Origin of the sequence: Methylomonas methanica (genome assembly GCF_001644035.1) — a bacterium.
Lineage (GTDB): Bacteria > Pseudomonadota > Gammaproteobacteria > Methylococcales > Methylomonadaceae > Methylomonas > Methylomonas methanica_A.
The window spans coordinates 56,606-76,006 of sequence record NZ_LUUG01000049.1; the positions used below are offsets into that span (position 1 = coordinate 56,606).

The 19,401-nt window shown below is 50.8% G+C and carries 17 protein-coding genes; 8 read left to right on the plus strand and 9 right to left on the minus strand.

From position 1 onward, the window contains the following. Nucleotides 1-24 precede the first annotated feature (24 nt). From A1332_RS04250 to rpe, 3 genes are all read left to right on the plus strand, one after another. Nucleotides 25-726 carry a response regulator gene (locus tag A1332_RS04250; protein ID WP_064007315.1) on the plus strand — a complete coding sequence of 234 codons (702 nt, stop codon included), beginning with the start codon at nt 25-27 and terminating at the stop codon, nt 724-726. Nucleotides 727-746: 20 nt separating this feature from the next. Next, on the plus strand, nt 747-3,134 hold the full coding sequence (locus A1332_RS04255; protein WP_064007316.1) for an EAL and GGDEF domain-containing protein: 2,388 nt from the start codon (nt 747-749) through the stop codon (nt 3,132-3,134). Between the two features lie 119 nt (nt 3,135-3,253). Further along, nucleotides 3,254-3,925, plus strand: a complete 672-nt coding sequence (rpe, locus tag A1332_RS04260) for a ribulose-phosphate 3-epimerase (RefSeq protein WP_064007317.1) — start codon at nt 3,254-3,256, stop codon at nt 3,923-3,925. A gap of 73 nt (nt 3,926-3,998) precedes the next feature. Here rpe and A1332_RS04265 read toward each other — a convergent pair whose 3' ends face one another. After that, nucleotides 3,999-5,702, minus strand: coding sequence for an autotransporter domain-containing protein (locus A1332_RS04265; protein WP_197491391.1), 1,704 nt, complete (start codon nt 5,700-5,702; stop codon nt 3,999-4,001). A gap of 475 nt (nt 5,703-6,177) precedes the next feature. Between A1332_RS04265 and A1332_RS04270 the strand changes: the two genes are divergently transcribed. Then, the gene (locus A1332_RS04270; protein ID WP_231890208.1) at nt 6,178-7,293 is read left to right on the plus strand and encodes a glycosyltransferase; all 1,116 of its coding nucleotides are present in this window, start codon (nt 6,178-6,180) and stop codon (nt 7,291-7,293) included. On the opposite strand, the gene A1332_RS04275 is transcribed toward A1332_RS04270, so the two are convergent. The 5 genes from A1332_RS04275 to A1332_RS04295 all read right to left on the minus strand — a co-directional run bounded on the left by A1332_RS04275 (nt 7,272) and on the right by A1332_RS04295 (nt 11,828). Then, nucleotides 7,272-8,036, minus strand: coding sequence for an inositol monophosphatase family protein (locus A1332_RS04275; protein ID WP_064007320.1), 765 nt, complete (start codon nt 8,034-8,036; stop codon nt 7,272-7,274). The genes A1332_RS04270 and A1332_RS04275 overlap by 22 nt on opposite strands. A gap of 84 nt (nt 8,037-8,120) precedes the next feature. Further along, complete coding sequence (locus A1332_RS04280; RefSeq protein WP_157203943.1) at nt 8,121-9,389, minus strand: ammonium transporter; 1,269 nt, start codon at nt 9,387-9,389, stop codon at nt 8,121-8,123. Between the two features lie 154 nt (nt 9,390-9,543). Beyond that, complete coding sequence (locus tag A1332_RS04285) at nt 9,544-9,882, minus strand: P-II family nitrogen regulator (RefSeq protein WP_020485493.1); 339 nt, start codon at nt 9,880-9,882, stop codon at nt 9,544-9,546. Between the two features lie 181 nt (nt 9,883-10,063). After that, on the minus strand, nt 10,064-11,467 hold the full coding sequence (locus A1332_RS04290; protein ID WP_064007322.1) for an ammonium transporter: 1,404 nt from the start codon (nt 11,465-11,467) through the stop codon (nt 10,064-10,066). A gap of 22 nt (nt 11,468-11,489) precedes the next feature. Continuing rightward, complete coding sequence (locus tag A1332_RS04295) at nt 11,490-11,828, minus strand: P-II family nitrogen regulator (protein WP_020485491.1); 339 nt, start codon at nt 11,826-11,828, stop codon at nt 11,490-11,492. Between the two features lie 409 nt (nt 11,829-12,237). On the opposite strand from A1332_RS04295, the gene A1332_RS04300 reads away from it, so the two are divergent. Further along, the gene (locus tag A1332_RS04300) at nt 12,238-13,608 is read left to right on the plus strand and encodes a porin (RefSeq protein ID WP_231890209.1); all 1,371 of its coding nucleotides are present in this window, start codon (nt 12,238-12,240) and stop codon (nt 13,606-13,608) included. 164 nt (nt 13,609-13,772) lie between these two features. Then, a complete protein-coding gene (gene glnA, locus A1332_RS04305) occupies nt 13,773-15,182 on the plus strand; it encodes a glutamate--ammonia ligase (RefSeq protein WP_064007324.1) in 1,410 nt (469 codons plus the stop codon). A 139-nt stretch (nt 15,183-15,321) separates the two neighbouring features. On the opposite strand, the gene A1332_RS04310 is transcribed toward glnA, so the two are convergent. Further along, nucleotides 15,322-15,684 (minus strand): hypothetical protein, encoded by a 363-nt coding sequence (locus A1332_RS04310; RefSeq protein ID WP_064007325.1) that lies wholly within the window; start codon nt 15,682-15,684, stop codon nt 15,322-15,324. Between the two features lie 249 nt (nt 15,685-15,933). On the opposite strand from A1332_RS04310, the gene A1332_RS04315 reads away from it, so the two are divergent. After that, the gene (locus A1332_RS04315; RefSeq protein WP_064007326.1) at nt 15,934-17,313 is read left to right on the plus strand and encodes an L-serine ammonia-lyase; all 1,380 of its coding nucleotides are present in this window, start codon (nt 15,934-15,936) and stop codon (nt 17,311-17,313) included. Nucleotides 17,314-17,442: 129 nt separating this feature from the next. Here A1332_RS04315 and A1332_RS04320 read toward each other — a convergent pair whose 3' ends face one another. After that, nucleotides 17,443-18,009: a hypothetical protein gene (locus A1332_RS04320; protein ID WP_064007327.1), complete on the minus strand. Its 567-nt coding sequence runs from the start codon at nt 18,007-18,009 to the stop codon at nt 17,443-17,445. A 363-nt stretch (nt 18,010-18,372) separates the two neighbouring features. Between A1332_RS04320 and A1332_RS25215 the strand changes: the two genes are divergently transcribed. Continuing rightward, entirely contained in the window at nt 18,373-18,513 is a 141-nt protein-coding gene (locus A1332_RS25215) for a hypothetical protein (RefSeq protein WP_155931185.1), read from the plus strand. A 194-nt stretch (nt 18,514-18,707) separates the two neighbouring features. On the opposite strand, the gene A1332_RS04325 is transcribed toward A1332_RS25215, so the two are convergent. Next, nucleotides 18,708-19,376, minus strand: a complete 669-nt coding sequence (locus A1332_RS04325; protein WP_026604070.1) for a Bax inhibitor-1/YccA family protein — start codon at nt 19,374-19,376, stop codon at nt 18,708-18,710. Between the last annotated feature and the right edge of the window lie 25 nt (nt 19,377-19,401).

Here is a 19,401-nt window from a genome sequence, read left to right on the forward strand (position 1 = left end):
TTTTAACGGATTGAGACAGAGGCGATGGTAAACAATATTCTAGTGATTGACGACGACCCTGCGGTACGCGGCGCCTTCAAGCTGATTCTGGAAGAGGAAGGCTATAAGGTTCGCGAAGCCGAGAATGGTCTGCAAGGTATCGCCATGGTTGAAGCCGATCGTCCCGATTTGATATTTCTGGATTTACGCATGCCCGGCATCGACGGCGTGGAAACCTTACGTCGCCTGAAGGCCTTGGACAACAGCCTGAATGTCTATATCGTCACGGCCTTTGCCGCCGAATTCATGGATCAACTGAAAGACGCCCATGATGAAGGCTTGCAATTCGAACTGGCCAGCAAGCCCTTGTCGGCATCGCAAATCAGAAATATCGCGCAAGTGGTACATATCGCCAAAGTCCATGAAGAACGTCGCGCCAACCACCATAAACTGGTTTTGACCTTATATGTGGTGTCGCTAAATCCGGAAACCCGCAGGCTGGTCGAGCAAATCAGCGCGGTGCTGGCCGGCATTTACGAGCCCGGCCATTGGGTATTCGACGTGGTCGAAGTATTGGGCATGCCGGAAAAAGCTTTGGAAAAAGAAATATTTGCCACACCGATGCTGGTGCGCGACCTGCCGGAACCGGTATTAAAGCTGCTGGGCGATCTTTCCCGGATGTCGTCGGTGATGGCGGCAATCACTACCCAAAATGTTGGTACAGGTGTGCAGACAGTGATCGTTTGATGCCGCGTCGTACCCCCTAAATGCCACAAACACTCAAACAACTCAATCTGATCCTCGACACCATTACCGACGGCGTGATGGTGGTCGACCCGCAAGGCAACGTTATTTATGCCAATCAGGCAGCAGAACAATTACTGGAACGCGGCAGCCTGATCGGCCATTCCTTAGCAATTCCGATTCCTGCTGACAAAATTCAATTTCAAGACATTAACCTGATTCGTCCCAGCGGCATAGCCTGGGCGGAACTGCGTTCCGCACCACTGGAATGGGAAGGCTCTGCGGCCTATGTCATTGGCTTGCGCGACATAACCGCCCGCAAGCAAGCGGAGATTGCCTTGCAGGAGAGCGAATTACTCTTCCATACCTTATCGAGAATTGCCCCGGTTGGGATTTTTCGTACCAATGAAAAAGGTGAATGCGACTATGTCAATCACCGCTGGTGCGAGATCACCGGTTTGCATTTTATTAACTCACATGGTGACGGCTGGATAGTCGGTTTGCTTGCCGAAGACCGAGAGTCGGTCATTGCCGAATGGCAGCGCTGCGTTTCAGCCCTACTGCCATTCAATATGCAGTACCGTTTTCAACATGCCGATGGCAGTGTGCACTGGGTGGTGGGCCGCGCCGAGCCGGAACTGGATGAAGCCGGCGGATTATGCGGTTACGTCGGCACCATTACCGATATTTCCGACATCAAAGCCAACGAGGAGCGCTTGGGACAAGCCGCCGCCGTGTTTGAAAGCACGCGTGAAGGCGTGATGGTTACCGACTCCCGGCGCAGGATTACGATGGTCAACAGGGCGTTTACCGATATCACCGGCTTCACCAATCATGATGTGATCGGGAATAGTCCCGGCATCCTGAGTTCCGGCCGCCATAACGCCGATTTTTACCGGGAAATGTGGGCCAATATTGCCACGACGGATCATTGGCAAGGCGAAATTTGGAATCGCCGCAAATGCGGAGAAGTGTATCCTGAACTATTAAGCATCAGCACCGTGCGCGACGGCAATGGCGAGATCAGTCACTATGTGGGCGTGTTTGCCGACATTTCCAAGCTGAAGGCTTCGGAGATGGAACTGGAATTCCTGGCCCACCACGACCCGCTGACCAAGTTGCCGAACCGCATGCTGTTCCTGTCGCGCCTGCAACACAATATCGAGAAAGCCCGCCGCCAAGCCAACAAGATGGCGGTGTTGATGCTGGACTTGGACCGCTTCAAAGACGTCAACGACAGCTTCGGCCATTTGGCCGGCGACGATTTACTGCAAATGGTGGCCGAGCGCCTGACTACCCGGCTGCGTACCAGCGATACTATTTGCCGACTCGGCGGCGACGAGTTCGTAGTATTGTTGGAAGAAGTCAACCAACCGGAAATGGTGGCCCATGTCGCCACGCAAATCATCAGCGCTTTGAACCAAACCTGGCAACTACCCAGTGGTCATGAGGTACGCATCGGCGTCAGTGTCGGCATTGCCATGTTTCCCGAGCATGGTGGTTCGCCGGACGAGTTGATCCAGCAAGCCGATACGGCCTTGTATCAAGCCAAAAACGAAGGCCGCAATCGTTTCAAATACTTCTCGGAAGATTTGACTCGCGCGGCGCGCGAACGCATCGACATCGAAATCCGCCTGCGGCAAGCTATCGAGCAAGGCGAATTGCGGGTGTTTTTTCAACCGCAAATATGCATCGATAATGGCGCGGTAGTGGGTGCAGAAGCCCTCGTCAGGTGGCAGACTGCCAGCGGCGAACTGATACCGCCGCTGCGCTTCATCCCGATTGCCGAGGAAACCGGTCTGATTACCAGTATCGGCAATTGGGTGTTGAGAGAAACCTGCCGCAACGGCCAGCGCTGGCGAAAAGCCGGTTTTCCGCCCTTGCGTCTGGCGGTTAACCTGTCCCCGCAACAATTTTTGCATAGCGACATCAGCGATGTGGTCGCCAAGGTTCTGGAAGAAACCGGTTTTCCAGCCGAGTATCTGGAACTCGAACTCACTGAAAGCGCCCTGATGAAGCGCGAAAAAGAAGCTATCGAAATTCTGCATAAGTTGCATGGGTTGGGTGTGCATCTGGCCATTGACGATTTTGGCACCGGTTATTCGTCGCTGGCTTATTTGAAACTATTTCCGCTGGATGTCTTAAAAATTGATAAAAGTTTTATTGAAGACATTCCTAAACACACGGACGATATGGAAATCACCGCCACGATTATCGCCATGGCAAAAACGTTGCGCATGCGAGTGGTTGCGGAAGGTGTGGAAACCGCTGAGCAACTGGCTTTTCTAAAGAGCAGGCAATGCGATCTTTATCAGGGTTATTTGACCAGCAAGCCGCTACCGATAGCGGAATTCGAAAAATTTCTGACCGACTACCAGCCTAACAACAATCAAGCGCTGGTAATCAGCTGATAGTTGAGGCTTGAAACAGGCGTCTGCGACCCTAAATTGTTCGATCAATCCACTGTTTTAGCCAAATGCCGGAAAGAAGTTATAATGGTGGTTTTTAACCTCACCAAAAGGATCAAAAGATGGCTGACAATCTGATTGCACCTTCCATACTCTCCGCAGACTTCGCACGCTTGGGCGAAGAAGTTGTTAATGTCTTGAATGCGGGCGCAGACATTGTGCATTTTGATGTTATGGACAACCATTTTGTGCCCAATCTGACTATCGGTCCGCTGGTTTGCGAAGCGCTGCGTAAGCATGGCGTAACCGCCCCAATCGACGTCCATTTAATGGTGGAACCGGTAGACCGCATCATTCCCGATTTCGCTAAAGCCGGTGCCAGCTACATTACCTTCCACCCCGAAGCCTCCAGACACATTGATCGTTCACTGCAAATGATCAGAGACCTGGGTTGCAAATCCGGTCTGGTATTCAACCCAGGCACCCCGTTACATTATCTGGAACACGTGCTGGACAAAGTCGATATGATTTTGCTGATGTCGGTTAACCCCGGATTTGGTGGCCAATCTTTCATTCCATCCGCGTTGGATAAATTGCGCCAAGCCAGAAAAATTATCGACGACAGCGGTTTTGATATCCGCCTGGAAATCGACGGCGGCGTGAACGTGGGCAATATTCGTGAAATTAAGGAAGCCGGCGCGGACACCTTCGTTGCGGGCTCGGCTATTTTCGGTAAACCTGATTACAAAAAAGTCATCGACGAAATGCGCGCGGAATTGGCCAACGCCAAATAAGTCTGAATTAGAGTCGGCCGCTACGGGGTATTCCCGGCGCGGCCCCTTCCCCAAAGTATTCGCTACAAATCCCTTAAAACGGAATTCGGGCCCCCAGCTCGATAGTATGATCGGTAATATACGCCTGCCCCAAGCGGTATTCGTACCGTAAAAAACCCGCCCGACCTTCCGGCAAACTCAACGCCAACGACGTACCGATATTGAAATAGTCGCGATCCGGCGTATCGGTTTTTACGGCGAATGTGCCGGCGCCGGCAGCCGCCTGGCTAAAGCGCGCCTGGATCAAACGGCTTTCGTCCAAATATTGATGCACCCATTCGAAGCGCACGCCGGGCGACAACACACCCCAAGAGGTGCTGATCGCGTTGCTGGCTTGGCCGCCGATAGTCGATGTCGCCGAATCGATAGACTGGCCGGCAAACTCCATCGCCAAGCCGCCACCGCCGCTTTCCTGATAGCTATCGACTTTGGTTTTGCTGTAATCCAGTCTTACATAGGGATTAATCACAAAACTTTGTAACGCAAAATCTTTACCAAACCCTAAACTAAAGCCGTACTGGTCGCCATTGACGGCACTAGTGGCCGTATTGTCGAATCCGGTGTATTGGATGCGCCGATTGATGTCAAACGAATGCAGCGCGTAGCTCATTATCCAGTCTATATAAAATGACTGCGGCAAGAAATAACTGCCGTAAGACGAAAACTCGAATGCATCGGCCGACATGCTGCCGCTATTTAAATTGTAATTGGTGTCGGTAGAGCCGTAGCCGAATGCCGCGCCCAGCACTAGTTCATCCATAATGCTGTAATCCATGCCAAACGTCACCGCTTTCCTGTCGGCTTTAAAACCTCGTTCGCTGCTGGTATTGGCTTTTTCGCCGACATTGAATTGACCTTTCAGAAAGAAGCCCAAAGGGCTATCGCGGAACAGTTGGTCGTTTGGATCATCGCCAGCGGCACCGCCCCGCGCCGGACCCAATGCCGTCATCAAAGCCTTGCCTACCGGTATCGTTTCACCGTTGATATTGATGGTGGAATAACCCAGTAACGAGGAGCTTTGCTGCTGGGAATTACGCAGATTCACGATGCGGCCATGCACCACGGACAATTGTTTGTAACCGAAATCCACGGCTGCCGCGCCTTGCGCGGCAACGGCATCGGGAATGATCGCATTCAGGTCGGCGTTGTTGATTTCATTGCAGCGGTTCAATAAATCGCCGCTCGCGCCGGAGCAAGCGCTGGTTAAACCTTCGTAAATTGATTGCTGATTGGGGGTAAAGGTCGGATCGGCGCTTAGATTCGGCGTTGACGTTGTCGGCGTCGTTGGCGTTGTGGGAGTGGCAGTGGGAGCAACGTCATTGTCCACGATATTGGCAACTGCTGACACGCCAGCCGACGCAGAATCAAAGCTACAGTTCTCATTTAAATTTTGGATGGCTAAATTTACCGTCTCAGCACTTTCCACCACTGCATCATCAATGATATTGATCGATACCGGCGCACTAGCCGAATGAGCGCTCCCAAAGACACTAGGAGCGTTGAACGAAAAGGTACCAGCCGAAATATTATAATCACTGCCAGCAGTTGCGCTTCCTCCAACAGCCACCACATCGCCACTTATCGTGCATCCACCATAATCGCCCGAGCTGTTAGCCAAATTAACATTAACCTGGACAATGCCATCCGCTTCGTTGAAATTATAGGTCCTCGATGAAAAGTCTAGAGTCCAAGCCTGTACTGAGAACGGCGCAAAAGACAAGGCCGCAGCCGCAGCCAACAGAATCTCCTTGGAACTGAACGCAAGAGGTCGAATTGCATGGATTAAGCGCTGGTAAGAACGCATTGGCGGCAATGCTACTAATCCGCATAAACCTGGCAAGTTTTCTGGATGTAATATAGGTAAGATCATGAGAAATTAGCAGGGTTGATAGAACAAATTAAATAATAAAAACCATAGGTTGCCGATTATGGCACCGAATACCCTCGGTGAGTTACAAACTCTAATAAATAGCCTGATCCCATATCGTTTACTAAAATTTATCCACCGTGGATAAATCGCAACCAATAATCCTAAAGAACATTATTTTATCTAAAAGCGCCTTAAGCAATGTGTCAAGCACAACAACTCATCATTCGATCTCATTCTCGTAACCATGGGTAGAGTACTTTTTTGCTGGGAATTAGGAGCAGGATACGGGCATATCGCCGCATTTTTACCCGTGGCCCGCCAACTGAGAGCAAATGGACACGAAGTGTTATTCGCACTCAAAGATCTGGAATACGCCGAAGTCTTGCTTGCTGGCGACAATTTTGCTTATTTGCAGGCACCTATGCGCTGGCCAGATGATCATCCGCGACCGCCGGCCTCCAGTTATCCTGGGCTTATACTGAATGCGGGCTTTACCTATGAAATTGGCCTGCTTACCCGGGCAAAAGCCTGGCAATACTTATATCAGCAACTGAACCCTGACCTGATTGTATTCGATCATGCTCCGACCGCCTTGCTCGCGGCCCACGGATTTAACATACCGCGAGCTGGGTTTGGCAACGGATTTTTCTCGCCACCGCGCATCAGTCCAATGCCCAATATCCGTCCTTGGTTTCGAGTCGCCGATAAGGTCTTAAGTGACATCGAAAGACAGGTATTGAACACTACAAACTCGGTTTTAGCCCGTCTGAATACTCCACCACTGAGGATTTTGGCGGACTTATTTGAGTTTGCGGAAGACTTTATCTGCACCTTTCCGGAGCTGGATCACTATAAACAATGGCGTAGTGCAAACTATTGGGGACCAACTATTTTGCAAACCGCCGGTATTGAGCCAATCTGGCCAAGCGTCGGAGCGGAAAAAATATTCGCTTATTTGCACCCCAAATATCCTGGCCTGGAAGCATTGTTAAAACAGTTGCGCGCGTCGCCTTGGTCGATACTGGTGCATATACCCGGCACAACGCCGGCTTTTATAGAAAAGAATAGTAGCGCCAATCTACACATCACACCGCAGCCGGTAATGATCTCTGCCGCCGCTGAGCAATGCGATCTGGCCATTTGCCATGGCGGCGTGGCAACGCTGTCGGCTTTCTTGCTGCGCGGCAAACCCTTGCTGACATTACCTTTTCAGATCGAACAACTGATCAGCGCCCAAAATGCCGCAGCACTTGGCGCCGGCGCTTATGTCACCGTTGAAAGCAAAAGCCCTAACTTCAAAACATCGCTTACTGAGCTATTCCGCCATGAGAAATACTCGCAGGCTGCTCGGCAGTTCGCGGAAAAATACGCCGGTTTCTCGTCCACGCAGCAAGCTATCGATATCGCCGCACGTTGCGAGACCTTGATGACAAACGCTCACATCAATGGCAACAACTGATCGAGAATCTTGCCGTTTGTGGCAAACACTTGCTTTGGAAACACGCCGGGATTGCCTTTAAAGTCGGTGATCGTCGCGCCCGCTTCTTTGGCGATCAACACACCCGCTGCGATGTCATAAAGATTCAGCTCCTGCTCCCAAAAGGCATCGACCTGACCGTCGGCAACTGTACATAAATCCAGCGCCGCAGAACCGAGCCGCCGTTGACCGGTAGTGGCCTGAGCGATGCGATTGAAACGCGGTAGGTTGTTATCTTCCAGATATTGGCGCAGGCAGGCAAATCCGGTGGACACCATGCTGCTGGCCAAACTGGTTTCGTCCGACACCCGAATAGGTTTGCCGTTTTTCCAGGCACCCTTGCCTTTTTCCGCGCAGTAATAATCATCCAAGGCCGGACCGTAAACCGCGCCCATCATCAATTCGCCGTCAATTTCCAAGGCTACGCTTATACCCCAAAAATATTGGCCTTTCGAGAATGAATGAGTGCCGTCAATCGGATCGACGATCCAGCGACTGGTTTGATTCGCGGTTTGCCCGCTTTCCTCGCCCCAAAAACCGTACTCGGGACACTGCTCGCCGAGCGCTTGTTTCAGGTAATTTTCCACCGCGACATCGGCATCGGTCACCAAATCGCGAGCGCTTTTTTTGTTAATCGCCAGAGAATCTAAATCGTTGAAATAGCGCATCGCCACTTCGCCGGCCGCGCGTACGATGGTTTCTAAAGCTTCGAGAGTAATGGGCATGGTTTTCCTAATTTTGTAGGGATGCGGGCAGTGTGGCTATCCGCCCTGCCCGCTATGAGAAGCCTATAGTTTAAGCGTTAATTTTTACAGATTGTGGTAGCCGGTTTCCTCGTGCAGCACGATGTCCAAACCTTGCTGTTCCTCGTCTTCACTGACGCGTAGGCCGATGAACGCATCGATGAGTTTCAACAAAACATAGCTGAACAAAGCACTCCAGGCCGCCGTCACCAAAACCGCCAGCGCTTGCACGCCGACTTGCTCGGCGATGGTCACGCCGTTTAAACCCAAGCCACCGAAACTTTCAGCCGCGAACACGCCGGTTAAAATCGAGCCGACGCAACCGCCGACGCCGTGCACCGGAAACACGTCTAAGGAATCGTCGATTTTTAACCGGCGTTTGACGAATTGCGTGGCATAAAAACACACGGCACCCGCGACAACCCCAATGATTAAACCACCAATCGGCCCGACAAAACCGGAAGCCGGCGTGATGGTGCCCAAGCCGGCGACCATCCCGGTGACGATACCCAGCACGCTCGGTTTACTAAAACGTAGCCATTCGATCATCATCCAGGTCAAAGCACCGGCAGCGGCGGCAATATGCGTCACGGCAATCGCCATCCCTGCACTGCCGTCGGCTTTTAACGCGCTACCGCCGTTAAAACCGAACCAGCCGAACCAGAGCATACCGGCGCCCGTGACCACCATGGTCATATTGTGCGGCGGCATCGCCACAGTGGGAAAACCTTTCCGGCGCCCCAAAACCAATGCCGCCACCAGGGAAGCCACACCGGCGTTGACGTGAATCACTATCCCACCGGCAAAATCCTTGGCACCCAACGCCGCCAGCCAACCGTTACCCCACATCCAATGGCAAATCGGCATATAAACCACGATCAACCAAAGCCCACTAAACCACAGCATCGCCGAAAACTTCATCCGCTCGGCAAAGGCACCGACAATCAACGCCGGGGTAATAATGGCGAAGGTCATTTGGAACATGAAAAACACGGTTTCCGGAATATCGCCGATCAAGTTTTGCGTGCTCATTTCCGGCAAAAAAATCTTGCTGCCGCCGCCCAGAAATGGCTGCCAACTACCGCCATCGGTAAATACGAAGCTGTAAACGCCGGCCAGCCACAATATCGATACCAGACAGGTAATCGCAAAACATTGCATCAATACCGACAGCACGTTCTTGCTTCTGACCAAACCGCCGTAAAACAGCGACAGACCAGGAATGGTCATGAATAAAACCAGTGCGGTAGAGGTTAAAACCCAAGCCGTATTGGCCTGGTTAATGCCGTCGGCCCAAGCCTGCTGCGGCAACATCAAGCTGTATGCAATCAGCATCAGCGCTCTTTTTATTGTTGTCATTGTCTTTCACTAGATGGTGGTGTGTTGTTATTTTTAAGCAGTCTTTAAACAACAAAATCGCCCTGGTCTGCGAATAACGCGCAGACCAGGGCGATTTTTGATGTTTCGCTGTTTTTACTTTTTTGAATACTTAGATAGCGTCTTCTCCGGTCTCGCCGGTTCTAATGCGAATGATCTGTTCCAAGTTGGTCACAAAAATTTTACCGTCGCCGATTTTGCCGGTGTTTGCGGCCTTGACGATGGTTTCCACGGCTTGGTCGACAACGTGTTCCGCAACTGCGATTTCCAGCTTGACCTTAGGCAGAAAATCCACCACGTACTCGGCGCCGCGATACAACTCGGTATGGCCTTTTTGCCTGCCAAAACCTTTAACTTCGGTTGCCGTCACACCGGCCACGCCGATCTCGGACAAGGCTTCCCTGACGTCGTCCAGCTTGAATGGTTTGATAATCGCTGTAATTAATTTCATGCTATCCCCAAATTCGAATGATTAAAAAGCTGTTTCGTCACTGTTGCCACCATAATAAATAATTCCGGTAGAACCTACAATTTACGCGGGCAAAAGCACCAAAGTAGTGCTTCATGATAACAAAAACGGGCAGCCATCGCCGACCACCCGTTTCTTTTCGTGTTAACCGCAGCTTTCGAGCCTAAACATGATAAGCGGTTTCGCCGTGTTCGGTGACATCCAGACCTTCACGCTCGGTCGCTTCGCTAACCCGCAGACCCAAAGCCACATCAGCAATTTTGAAGGCAATGAAGGACACCACGCCGGACCAAACGATGGCGATGCCGACGCCCCAGGCTTGGCTGGCAAGCTGGGTCATCACGCTGTAATCAGGCAAGGTCGCGTTGGTGACGTAATCCCATACACCGGTACCACCCAAGGCAGGGCTGGCGACCACGGCAGTACCCAAGGCGCCGATGATACCGCCGACCCCATGCACACCAAACGCATCCAATGAATCGTCGTAGTTCAGTGCGTGTTTCAGAAAGGTTACCGACCAGAAGCATACCGCGCCGACCACCAAACCCAAACCGATAGCACCCATTGGACCTGACCAGCCGCAAGCAGGGGTGATTGCAACCAAACCGGCCACCGCACCTGAAGTAGCACCCAGCATGCTGGGTTTACCACGCACTGCCCATTCCGCGCCCATCCAGGCCAGGGTTGCCGCTGCTGCGGCCAGCAAGGTGTTGACGAAGACTAATGCCGCCAGACCGTTGGCTTCCAGGTTGGAACCTGCATTAAAGCCGAACCAGCCTATCCACAGTAAGGACGCGCCTATCATGTTCATGGTAACGCTATGTGGAGCGATGAACTCTTTACCATAGCCGATACGTTTGCCTATCATCAAGCAACCGACCAAACCGGCGATACCGGCGTTGATATGCACCACTGTGCCGCCCGCAAAATCCAGGGCGCCTTTTTGGAATAAAAAGCCCGCAGTCGCACCGGCAGTTTCCGCAGCAGCGGCATCGGTATACGCATCAGGGCCGGCCCAGTACCAAACCATATGCGCCATCGGCAAATAGCAGAAGCTAAACCAAATCACGGTAAACAACAACACCGCTGAAAATTTAACCCGCTCGGCAAATGCGCCGATGATCAACGCCGGCGTGATAGCCGAAAAAGTAAGCTGGAACGCCACATAAATGAATTCCGGTACATAAGCCCCCTTGCTGAAAGTCGCCGCCATAGAATCCGGGGTGATGCCTTTCAAAAATGCCTTACTAAAGCCGCCGAAGAAGGCGTTACCCTCGGTAAACGCTACGCTGTAGCCGAATGTTGCCCACATAATCGCTGTCATCGAAAAAATAACAAAGACCTGCATCAAGATAGACAGCATGTTTTTGGCGCGCACCATACCGCCGTAGAACAAGGCCAAGCCGGGTATTACCATTAAGGCAACCAGCACGGTAGCTACTATCATCCATGCGGTATCACCTTTATTAACGGTAGCTTGCACGGCCGGTGCCGCAACCTCTTCCGCAAACGCCATGCCCGAGAGTCCAAACAGCGCGAACAGCGCCATGCCTGTTAAATATTTCATTGTTGGTTTCCCCATCTTGATATTAAAGAGCTTCTTCGCCGGATTCGCCGGTTCTAATCCGAACCACCTGCTCCAGATCGGTTACAAAAATTTTGCCATCGCCGATCTTCCCGGTATTGGCTACTTTCACAATCGCTTCGACGGCTTGCTCAAGCAAAGCATCCGCAACCGCTACCTCTATTTTTGCCTTGGGTAAAAAGTCCACCACGTATTCGGCACCGCGATAGAGTTCCGTGTGGCCTTTCTGCCGACCAAAGCCTTTTACTTCAGTAACCGTTACGCCAGATACACCGATATCCGACAACGCCTCACGCACGTCGTCTAGCTTAAACGGCTTAACCACCGCTGTTATCAGTTTCATAGTTCAACACCTCTTTGCTTGAGTTAGTAAATTCCCGAAACAAGCAAAGCATGATGCATGCCACTATTTATTCCCATGATTTTTAACGATTTATTAAACACATCAACTAAAAGGACAAAAGAAACGCACTAAAGTGGTGCGACGTTTTTTGGATTGCACCATTGCAACTCAATACCGCCCTGCAGGCCTTGATCCGCCAGTTTTAATGGTTTGCTTTAAGAATAAATAGGGTGTTGTCGCAACATCACAACACTGCATTACTTTGGTGCAACAAAATGAATTTGCACCATTGCGATTCATGAACTAGTCTACATATGGCGCCTATCTTATTGATTTTTAATAAATCGAATATGGCCTAAAAACTGCTGTACAATCTTTCAGTAGTCACTGAACCAAGGGGATAACCACCATGAGAAACAACACAACGTTAACAAAATCACACAGCCGCGCTTGCTTAGCCGGATTAATGGTGATTTGCAGTGCCTCCGCTGGTGCGGACAGCTGGACGGAAGCATCCGGCTTGCTAGGTGCAGCCGGCATTGATCCAAATGAAGCCAAATTTATGAAGGATCACAATCTTAAAATTGGTGGCTGGCTGAACGCTAGTGTCGGCGCCAACTTGCACAGCAACAGCGACGGTTTTAACGGCCCGGTAACATTTAATGACCGGACTGGCGAGCCGCAAATGAACCAATTGAACCTGTATTTGCAAAAAGCGATTACTGTTAGCGGCGATGCTTTCGACATCGGTGGTCGTGTGGACGTGATGTACGGTACCGACGCCGCGTTTACACAAGCTTATGGTTCATTCGGGTTCGACCCCGGCACCCTAGCAGACAGTGACCGTGGCAACTGGGATTTGAATTTGAGCGGACACGGGGAGCGATTCTACGGCTTGGCATTACCGCAAGCCTATGCGGAGTTTAACCTGCCTTTTGGCAATGGTATCGCGGTAAAAGCCGGACACTTTTATACTCCAATCGGTTACGAAGTTGTTACCGCACCGGATAACTTCTTCATCACCAAACCCTACACCATGCAATACGGCGAGCCATTCACCCACACGGGTATACTGGCGACCTATGCCTACAACCCCAACTGGACAGTAATGGGCGGCGCCGTCACCGGCAGCAACTCCGGCGGCTGGGATGGCAACTGGGATAGAGATCTAGGTAACTGGGCATGGCTGGGCGGCGTCACCTGGACTAGCGACGACGCCGGCACGTCGTTGGCGATAACATCAACAGCAGGTGAACGTTCCGAGAGCGCCAGTGACTCTTGGGCCATGTATAGCATCGTGGGTAAACATAACTTCACCGATAAACTGCACTACATTATCCAGCATGATCACGGCTTTGCCGACAACGTCTGGACAGCAAACGGTAACGCGACTGACGCTGCCAATCCGAACCAAAATGCTGAGTGGTACGGCCTTAACCAGTACCTGATTTATGACGTTAACGATAAAGTTTCTGCAGGCTTGCGTGCAGAATGGTTCCGCGACCACAATGGTTTCAGAGTCAACGGTCCAGGCCGATGCTTTGCTGCGGCCGGTAATGTCGGCAATAACTTTGCTTGCAGCACCAACTACGGAGCCAGTTACGTTCAAGAAGGCAGCGGTTATTACGCCGTTACAGCAGGCTTAAGCTACAAACCGGCAAAATGGTTAAACCTGCGTCCAAACCTGCGTTATGACTTTACCGATAACGCGAAAGCGTTCGACAACGGCACCCGCCACAACCAATTCCTGGTTACTGCGGACGTGGTAATCACTTTCTAAGTTGGTTACCCAAGCAAATTTATCGTTTTAAATCCCTAAGCCTCCATAGAGTTGAAAGCCCTTTGGAGGCTTTGTTTGTTATAGCTCTTTACTGCGTTTGATGATTTTGTTAAAACGTTTAGCTTATCGACCAAAACAATTACAACCTACGGAGACCCTCACTAATGTCTGTTGAACACGTTCTGAAATTAATCCAAGAAAACGACGTAAAATTTGTCGACTTCCGTTTCTGCGATACGCGCGGCAAAGAACAACACGTTACTTTCCCAGCGCACACTATCGACGAAGATACCTTTGAAGAAGGTAACATGTTCGACGGTTCATCCATCGCCGGCTGGAAACACATCAACGAATCCGACATGATTCTGATGCCCGACCCAAGCACAGCGGTTATCGATCCATTTTTTGATGACAAAACCCTGATCTTGCGTTGCGATATTATCGAACCGAAAGACATGCAAGGTTATGTCCGCGACCCACGCTCCATCGCCAAACGCGCAGAAGCCTATTTGCAATCTACCGGTATCGCCGATACCGCATTCTTCGGCCCTGAAAACGAATTCTTCATTTTCGACGACGTCCGCTGGAACACCGGCATGGGCGGCTGTTCCTACCAAATTGATTCCGAAGAAGCCGGTTGGAACTCAGAGAAAGTTTACGAAAACGGCAACATCGGTCACCGTCCAGGCGTTAAAGGCGGTTATTTCCCTGTTCCGCCAGTCGACTCATTCCAAGATATGCGTTCGGCAATGTGCTTGGTCCTGGAAGAAATCGGCCAAACCGTCGAAGTTCATCACCATGAAGTGGCAACTGCCGGTCAGTGCGAAATCGGTGTTAAATTCAACACCTTGGTTAAAAAAGCCGACGAAGTATTGGGCTTGAAATACGTGATTGCCAACATTGCTCACGCTTATGGCAAAACCGCGACTTTCATGCCAAAACCACTGGTTGGCGACAACGGCAGCGGTATGCACGTTCACCAATCTTTGGCGAAAGGTGGTGTCAACCTGTTCACCGGCAACCTGTATGGCGGCCTGTCTGAAACCGCGCTGTACTACATCGGCGGTATCATCAAACACGCTAAAGCATTGAATGCGATCACCAATCCATCAACCAATAGCTACAAACGTCTGGTTCCTGGTTTTGAAGCGCCTGTGATGCTGGCTTACTCAGCACGTAACCGCTCTGCGTCTATCCGTATTCCTTACGTCACCAATCCTAAAGGTCGCCGTATCGAAGTACGTTTCCCAGACTCAACCGCTAACCCATACTTGGCATTCTCCGCCATGTTGATGGCCGGTCTTGACGGTATCCAAAACAAAATTCACCCAGGTGAAGCGATGGATAAAGACTTGTACGATTTGCCGCCAGAAGAAGAAAAAGCTATCCCACAAGTAGCGTTCTCTCTGGATGAAGCCCTGGCAGCTCTGGATGCGGACCGCGAGTTCTTGACTCGTGGGGGCGTATTCACCGATGACGTGATTGATGGCTACATTGCATTGAAACAAGAAGATGTGACTCGTCTGCGTATGAGCACTCACCCTGTTGAACTGGATATGTACTACAGCCTGTAAATAGCTAAGCCTGCTTCACACAGGCCCACACTATTGCAAAGCCCCGCAAGCTATCCGGCTTCGCGGGGTTTTTTATGCCTCTATACTTACCTTATACCAATGCAATCGGCCGTGTTTGATTGAATTGAACAAACAACCGCTATTTGTCATCCTCAGGCATTTCAGGCGCTTTCCATGACCCGCGCTTATGCGCCTCCATAACAGTTTGCCAACCATCTTCCAGCTCTTTTTCGGTGATGCCGAAATGTTGGAGAATTCCATTAAGACCTGACGGCAATTCAAGAGCTGGCTTGGCATTATTATTTGCACCCGGTGTTGCCTTTGGGGAAGATGAAATCAGTACACTGCCATTGATAGGTTTGATGGCACCTTTCTCACACTGGGCCTGATCGTCGGTATACAAAGTTTTTCCATCGACGACACACTTCATCGGTTTGGCCATCGCCTGACAAACCGGTAAAAATGCGGATATGCTAAAGCCAATTAGGAACAGTATTTTCACGATCTGGCTCCATTAATCCAAAAGAAAGACATTCGCAGCTCGAACCCGAATTGTGTCGGAAAAACTGCTACTCAGTTTGTTTTCGCAACCTTTACGCATAAGTCTAGTTAGGAATGCCAGCCCTGCCTTTTCGTTTCTACATATTGTTTACAAGCTCGCGACAGAGGCATATTAATTGCTTTGCTATCGATGGGGACACAGATCCTTTATTCTTGAAACACTTTTCTCAGCACTATTTAGGCGATAACTATGGCTATCAGCGTCTTCGATATTTTTAAAATCGGTATCGGACCTTCCAGCTCTCATACCGTAGGCCCCATGCGGGCGGCGATGACGTTCGTCAATAATCTGGAACAACAGGGCATTATTGGCCAAGTACAGCGCTTACGCATCGAATTGTTCGGTTCGCTTGGCGCGACAGGCAAAGGCCACGGCACCGACAAAGCGGTATTGCTTGGTCTGGAAGGCGAAGCACCCGACTTGATTGACCCCGCCATCATTCCGCAACGACTAGCGACTATCCGCGAGACGGGGGCAGTTAAGCTATTGCAACATTACCCGGTGCCGTTCAACGAGAAGGCCGACTTGCTGTTTCAACGCAAAGTACTGCCCTATCACTCCAACGGCATGCGCTTTACCGTATTCGGCTCAAACGGCGCCGAACTGCTACAAAGCGATTACTATTCGGTAGGGGGAGGATTTGTAGTGACCGACGCAGCTGCGGCCGCTGATCGGCTGAGCAATGACGATACCTGCCTGCCCTACCCTTTCAAAACTGGTGCAGCGATACTAAAACTGTGCGCGACACATAACAAATCGATTAGCGACTTGATGCTAAGCAACGAAAAAGCCTGGCGGGGTGAGGAGGAAATCCGCCAAAAACTGTTAAACATCTGGCAGGTGATGCAGGCTTGCGTCGAACGCGGATTGCACGAAGAAGGGGTAATGCCGGGCGGCATGAAAGTCAGGCGCCGAGCTGCCAATCTCTATCGGCAGCTCAGTGGCGAAATACCCCGGCAAACGCCAAGCATGCCGGTCGGAACAATGGAGTGGGTGAATTTGTTCGCGCTTGCCGTCAGCGAGGAAAATGCCTCGGGCGGGCGCGTGGTGACCGCACCCACCAACGGCGCTGCCGGCATCATCCCGGCGGTATTGCATTATTACTGGCGCTTTTGCGACGGCGCGAATGAGGAAGGTGTGATTCGCTTCTTGCTGACGGCAGCTGCGATAGCTATCTTGTACAAAGAGAACGCCTCACTATCCGGCGCCGAAGTCGGCTGCCAGGGCGAAGTCGGTGTCGCTTGTTCCATGGCGGCCGGCGCACTGGCCGAAGTATTGGGCGGCACTCCCGAGCAGGTCGAGAACGCCGCCGAAATCGGCATGGAGCATAACTTGGGCTTGACCTGCGACCCAGTCGGCGGTTTGGTGCAAGTGCCCTGCATCGAGCGTAACGCGATGGGATCGGTAAAGGCTATCAACGCCGCGCGAATTGCCCTGCGCGGCGACGGCAAGCATTTCGTGTCCCTGGACAAGGTCATCAAAACCATGCGCGAAACCGGCGCCGACATGAAAACCAAATACAAGGAAACCTCACGCGGCGGCTTGGCGGTGAATTTGATTGAATGCTGACAACTGAGGTTTATTCAAGCCCAAGACTTGTAGCTTCGTTAAAACTCGCGCGTCTAACAAAAAGCCTGCCCAGCCCACCAAGCGCAACAGCACGATTTAGCAATTTCCGAGCTTTAGACGATAGCAAAATTAACCATGTGTACGGAAATCGGTCGCTATATCCCCGTCATCATAAATCGCCTGGCCTCTGCCAAGAATGCCGTCCCGGCCGGACGCCGCAAATGCCATAATCTGGGCAGCCGTTTCCTGCGGAACTTCCAATTGATTGAGGCTGTTTTGCAATAGTTCCAATACCACGTCGTAGTTATCGTCAATCGGCTGTAATCTTAAAAAATGGGAATGGCCGGGACAGAGCAGAGTGAGATGGGGTTTCTCGTCGCTGCCGACAAGATCGCCGGTGACGAACATCTCCAAAAACGCAAAGTCTCGATTATTCACCAAACTGGGCTTGGCGTTCCCTCTGGCAAAAGCCGCCGCAAAATAATCATCAGCCAATTCGGACAGTTTTTTAGGCTCGACTGACTCGGCACTGAGCAAAGCGTTTACAAGCTGTTTTAGAGGTTCCTTTTGCTCCTGGATAGGCCTGGAGTAAAAATATCGGTTGATCCGATAGTCATCCAGCATACTGGCATAGAAAATATCCACAATTTTCGAAACCAGGTTCTCGTCAATTTTTGGCAATAGTTTATCGTTCATCGTTTTATCCCCCGCTTTATAGTTAACCAGCTTATTTGCTTAAGTCAAATGCCGCATGAGTACGTCCCTTTTGCGTCTATTAAACGCAGCACCAGAGTATAAGTCCGATCCGACAATATCCGCTTAAACGTTCTTCAAAAATCAGCAGCTGGCAGGCAAAGACACAACATTTGAAAAAAAATTTTTAGCAAACAACATTAACGTCGAATGTTAAGTCTCTGAAGATGAATAACATTGAAAAATTGCGCGACAGATGTAGTTTAAAAACCACTTGAAATCCTCGTTTAACATAGGAAAATCGCGCCCGAAGCGGCATTTTTATGACGCTGTTCACACTTTATTCGATAAAAAAGAGGAGGCATTATGAAAATCGCACTTGTCGCTATGGCCGGAGTCACTATCGGCGCACTGATAGCTATTTCAGCTTTTCAATTATTGAAAGTCATTTTTCAAGAAATGTACAAAATGGCGGCTGAGGCTTGGTATAGCCCTGAGCAACATTAAAACTGCCTGAGCATCGTTGCGGGCCGGTTAAATGACAGACGAAAACCGGCCAATTGAAGAACTAAACAAGCTGTAATGCCCATATAAAGAAATGCCCCGTCGGTTTCCCGACGGGGCATTTTTCCTTTAACAGCGTTGCTTTATCAATCCGCTTTGTTTAACACTCGCAGCGAATAGCGTATTTGACCGAGCTATCAGTCGTTACCGCCGAATACGCCCAACAATTGCAGCAAGCTGGTGAACAGGTTGTAGATGGACACATACAATGACACGGTGGCTAGAATGTAATTGGTTTCGCCGCCGTGGATGATTTCACTGGTTTGATACAAAATCATACCGGACATCAGCAACACGAACATCGCGGAAACCGCCAACGACAACGCAGGTACCGAGAACAAGATCGCCGCCAAACCCGCGAAGAACGCTACCAGCACCCCTACCATCAGGAAGCCGGCCATAAAACTAAAATCCTTGCGGGTGGTCAGCGCGTAGCCTGACAAGCCCAGGAAAATAACGCCGGTACCGCCCAGTGCGGTTAAAATCAGTTCATGGCCGTTGCTGAACGCGTGTATGTACATGTTTAAAATCGGCCCCAGGGTCATACCCATGAAACCGGTCAACGCAAACACAAACACCAAACCCAGCGCACTATTACTGAAACGGGTGGTTAAAAACAGCAGACCGAAGTAGCCCACCATGGTAATAATCAAGCCCGGATGCGGCAAATCCAGCGTCATTGCCACCGCAGCCATAGCTGCGCTGAACAGCAGAGTCATCGATAGCAATAAATAAGTATTCTTTAAAACCTTATTGGTCGCCAGTATGCCGGCTTCCGAACGAGCAGTTGCAGTATTTAAACGCATGATCAGTTATCCTCTCAAAGTTACA

Coding starts and splice junctions, on each gene's coding strand:
- A1332_RS04250 (WP_064007315.1), top strand. CDS start 25: ATGGTAAACAATATTCTAGTGATTGACGACGACCCTGCGGTACGCGGC.
- A1332_RS04255 (WP_064007316.1), top strand. CDS start 747: ATGCCACAAACACTCAAACAACTCAATCTGATCCTCGACACCATTACC.
- rpe (WP_064007317.1), top strand. CDS start 3,254: ATGGCTGACAATCTGATTGCACCTTCCATACTCTCCGCAGACTTCGCA.
- A1332_RS04275 (WP_064007320.1), bottom strand. CDS start 8,036: ATGCCCATTACTCTCGAAGCTTTAGAAACCATCGTACGCGCGGCCGGC.
- A1332_RS04280 (WP_157203943.1), bottom strand. CDS start 9,389: ATGCTGATTGCATACAGCTTGATGTTGCCGCAGCAGGCTTGGGCCGAC.
- A1332_RS04285 (WP_020485493.1), bottom strand. CDS start 9,882: ATGAAATTAATTACAGCGATTATCAAACCATTCAAGCTGGACGACGTC.
- A1332_RS04290 (WP_064007322.1), bottom strand. CDS start 11,467: ATGAAATATTTAACAGGCATGGCGCTGTTCGCGCTGTTTGGACTCTCG.
- A1332_RS04295 (WP_020485491.1), bottom strand. CDS start 11,828: ATGAAACTGATAACAGCGGTGGTTAAGCCGTTTAAGCTAGACGACGTG.
- A1332_RS04300 (WP_231890209.1), top strand. CDS start 12,238: ATGAGAAACAACACAACGTTAACAAAATCACACAGCCGCGCTTGCTTA.
- glnA (WP_064007324.1), top strand. CDS start 13,773: ATGTCTGTTGAACACGTTCTGAAATTAATCCAAGAAAACGACGTAAAA.
- A1332_RS04315 (WP_064007326.1), top strand. CDS start 15,934: ATGGCTATCAGCGTCTTCGATATTTTTAAAATCGGTATCGGACCTTCC.
- A1332_RS04320 (WP_064007327.1), bottom strand. CDS start 18,009: ATGAACGATAAACTATTGCCAAAAATTGACGAGAACCTGGTTTCGAAA.
- A1332_RS25215 (WP_155931185.1), top strand. CDS start 18,373: ATGAAAATCGCACTTGTCGCTATGGCCGGAGTCACTATCGGCGCACTG.
- A1332_RS04325 (WP_026604070.1), bottom strand. CDS start 19,376: ATGCGTTTAAATACTGCAACTGCTCGTTCGGAAGCCGGCATACTGGCG.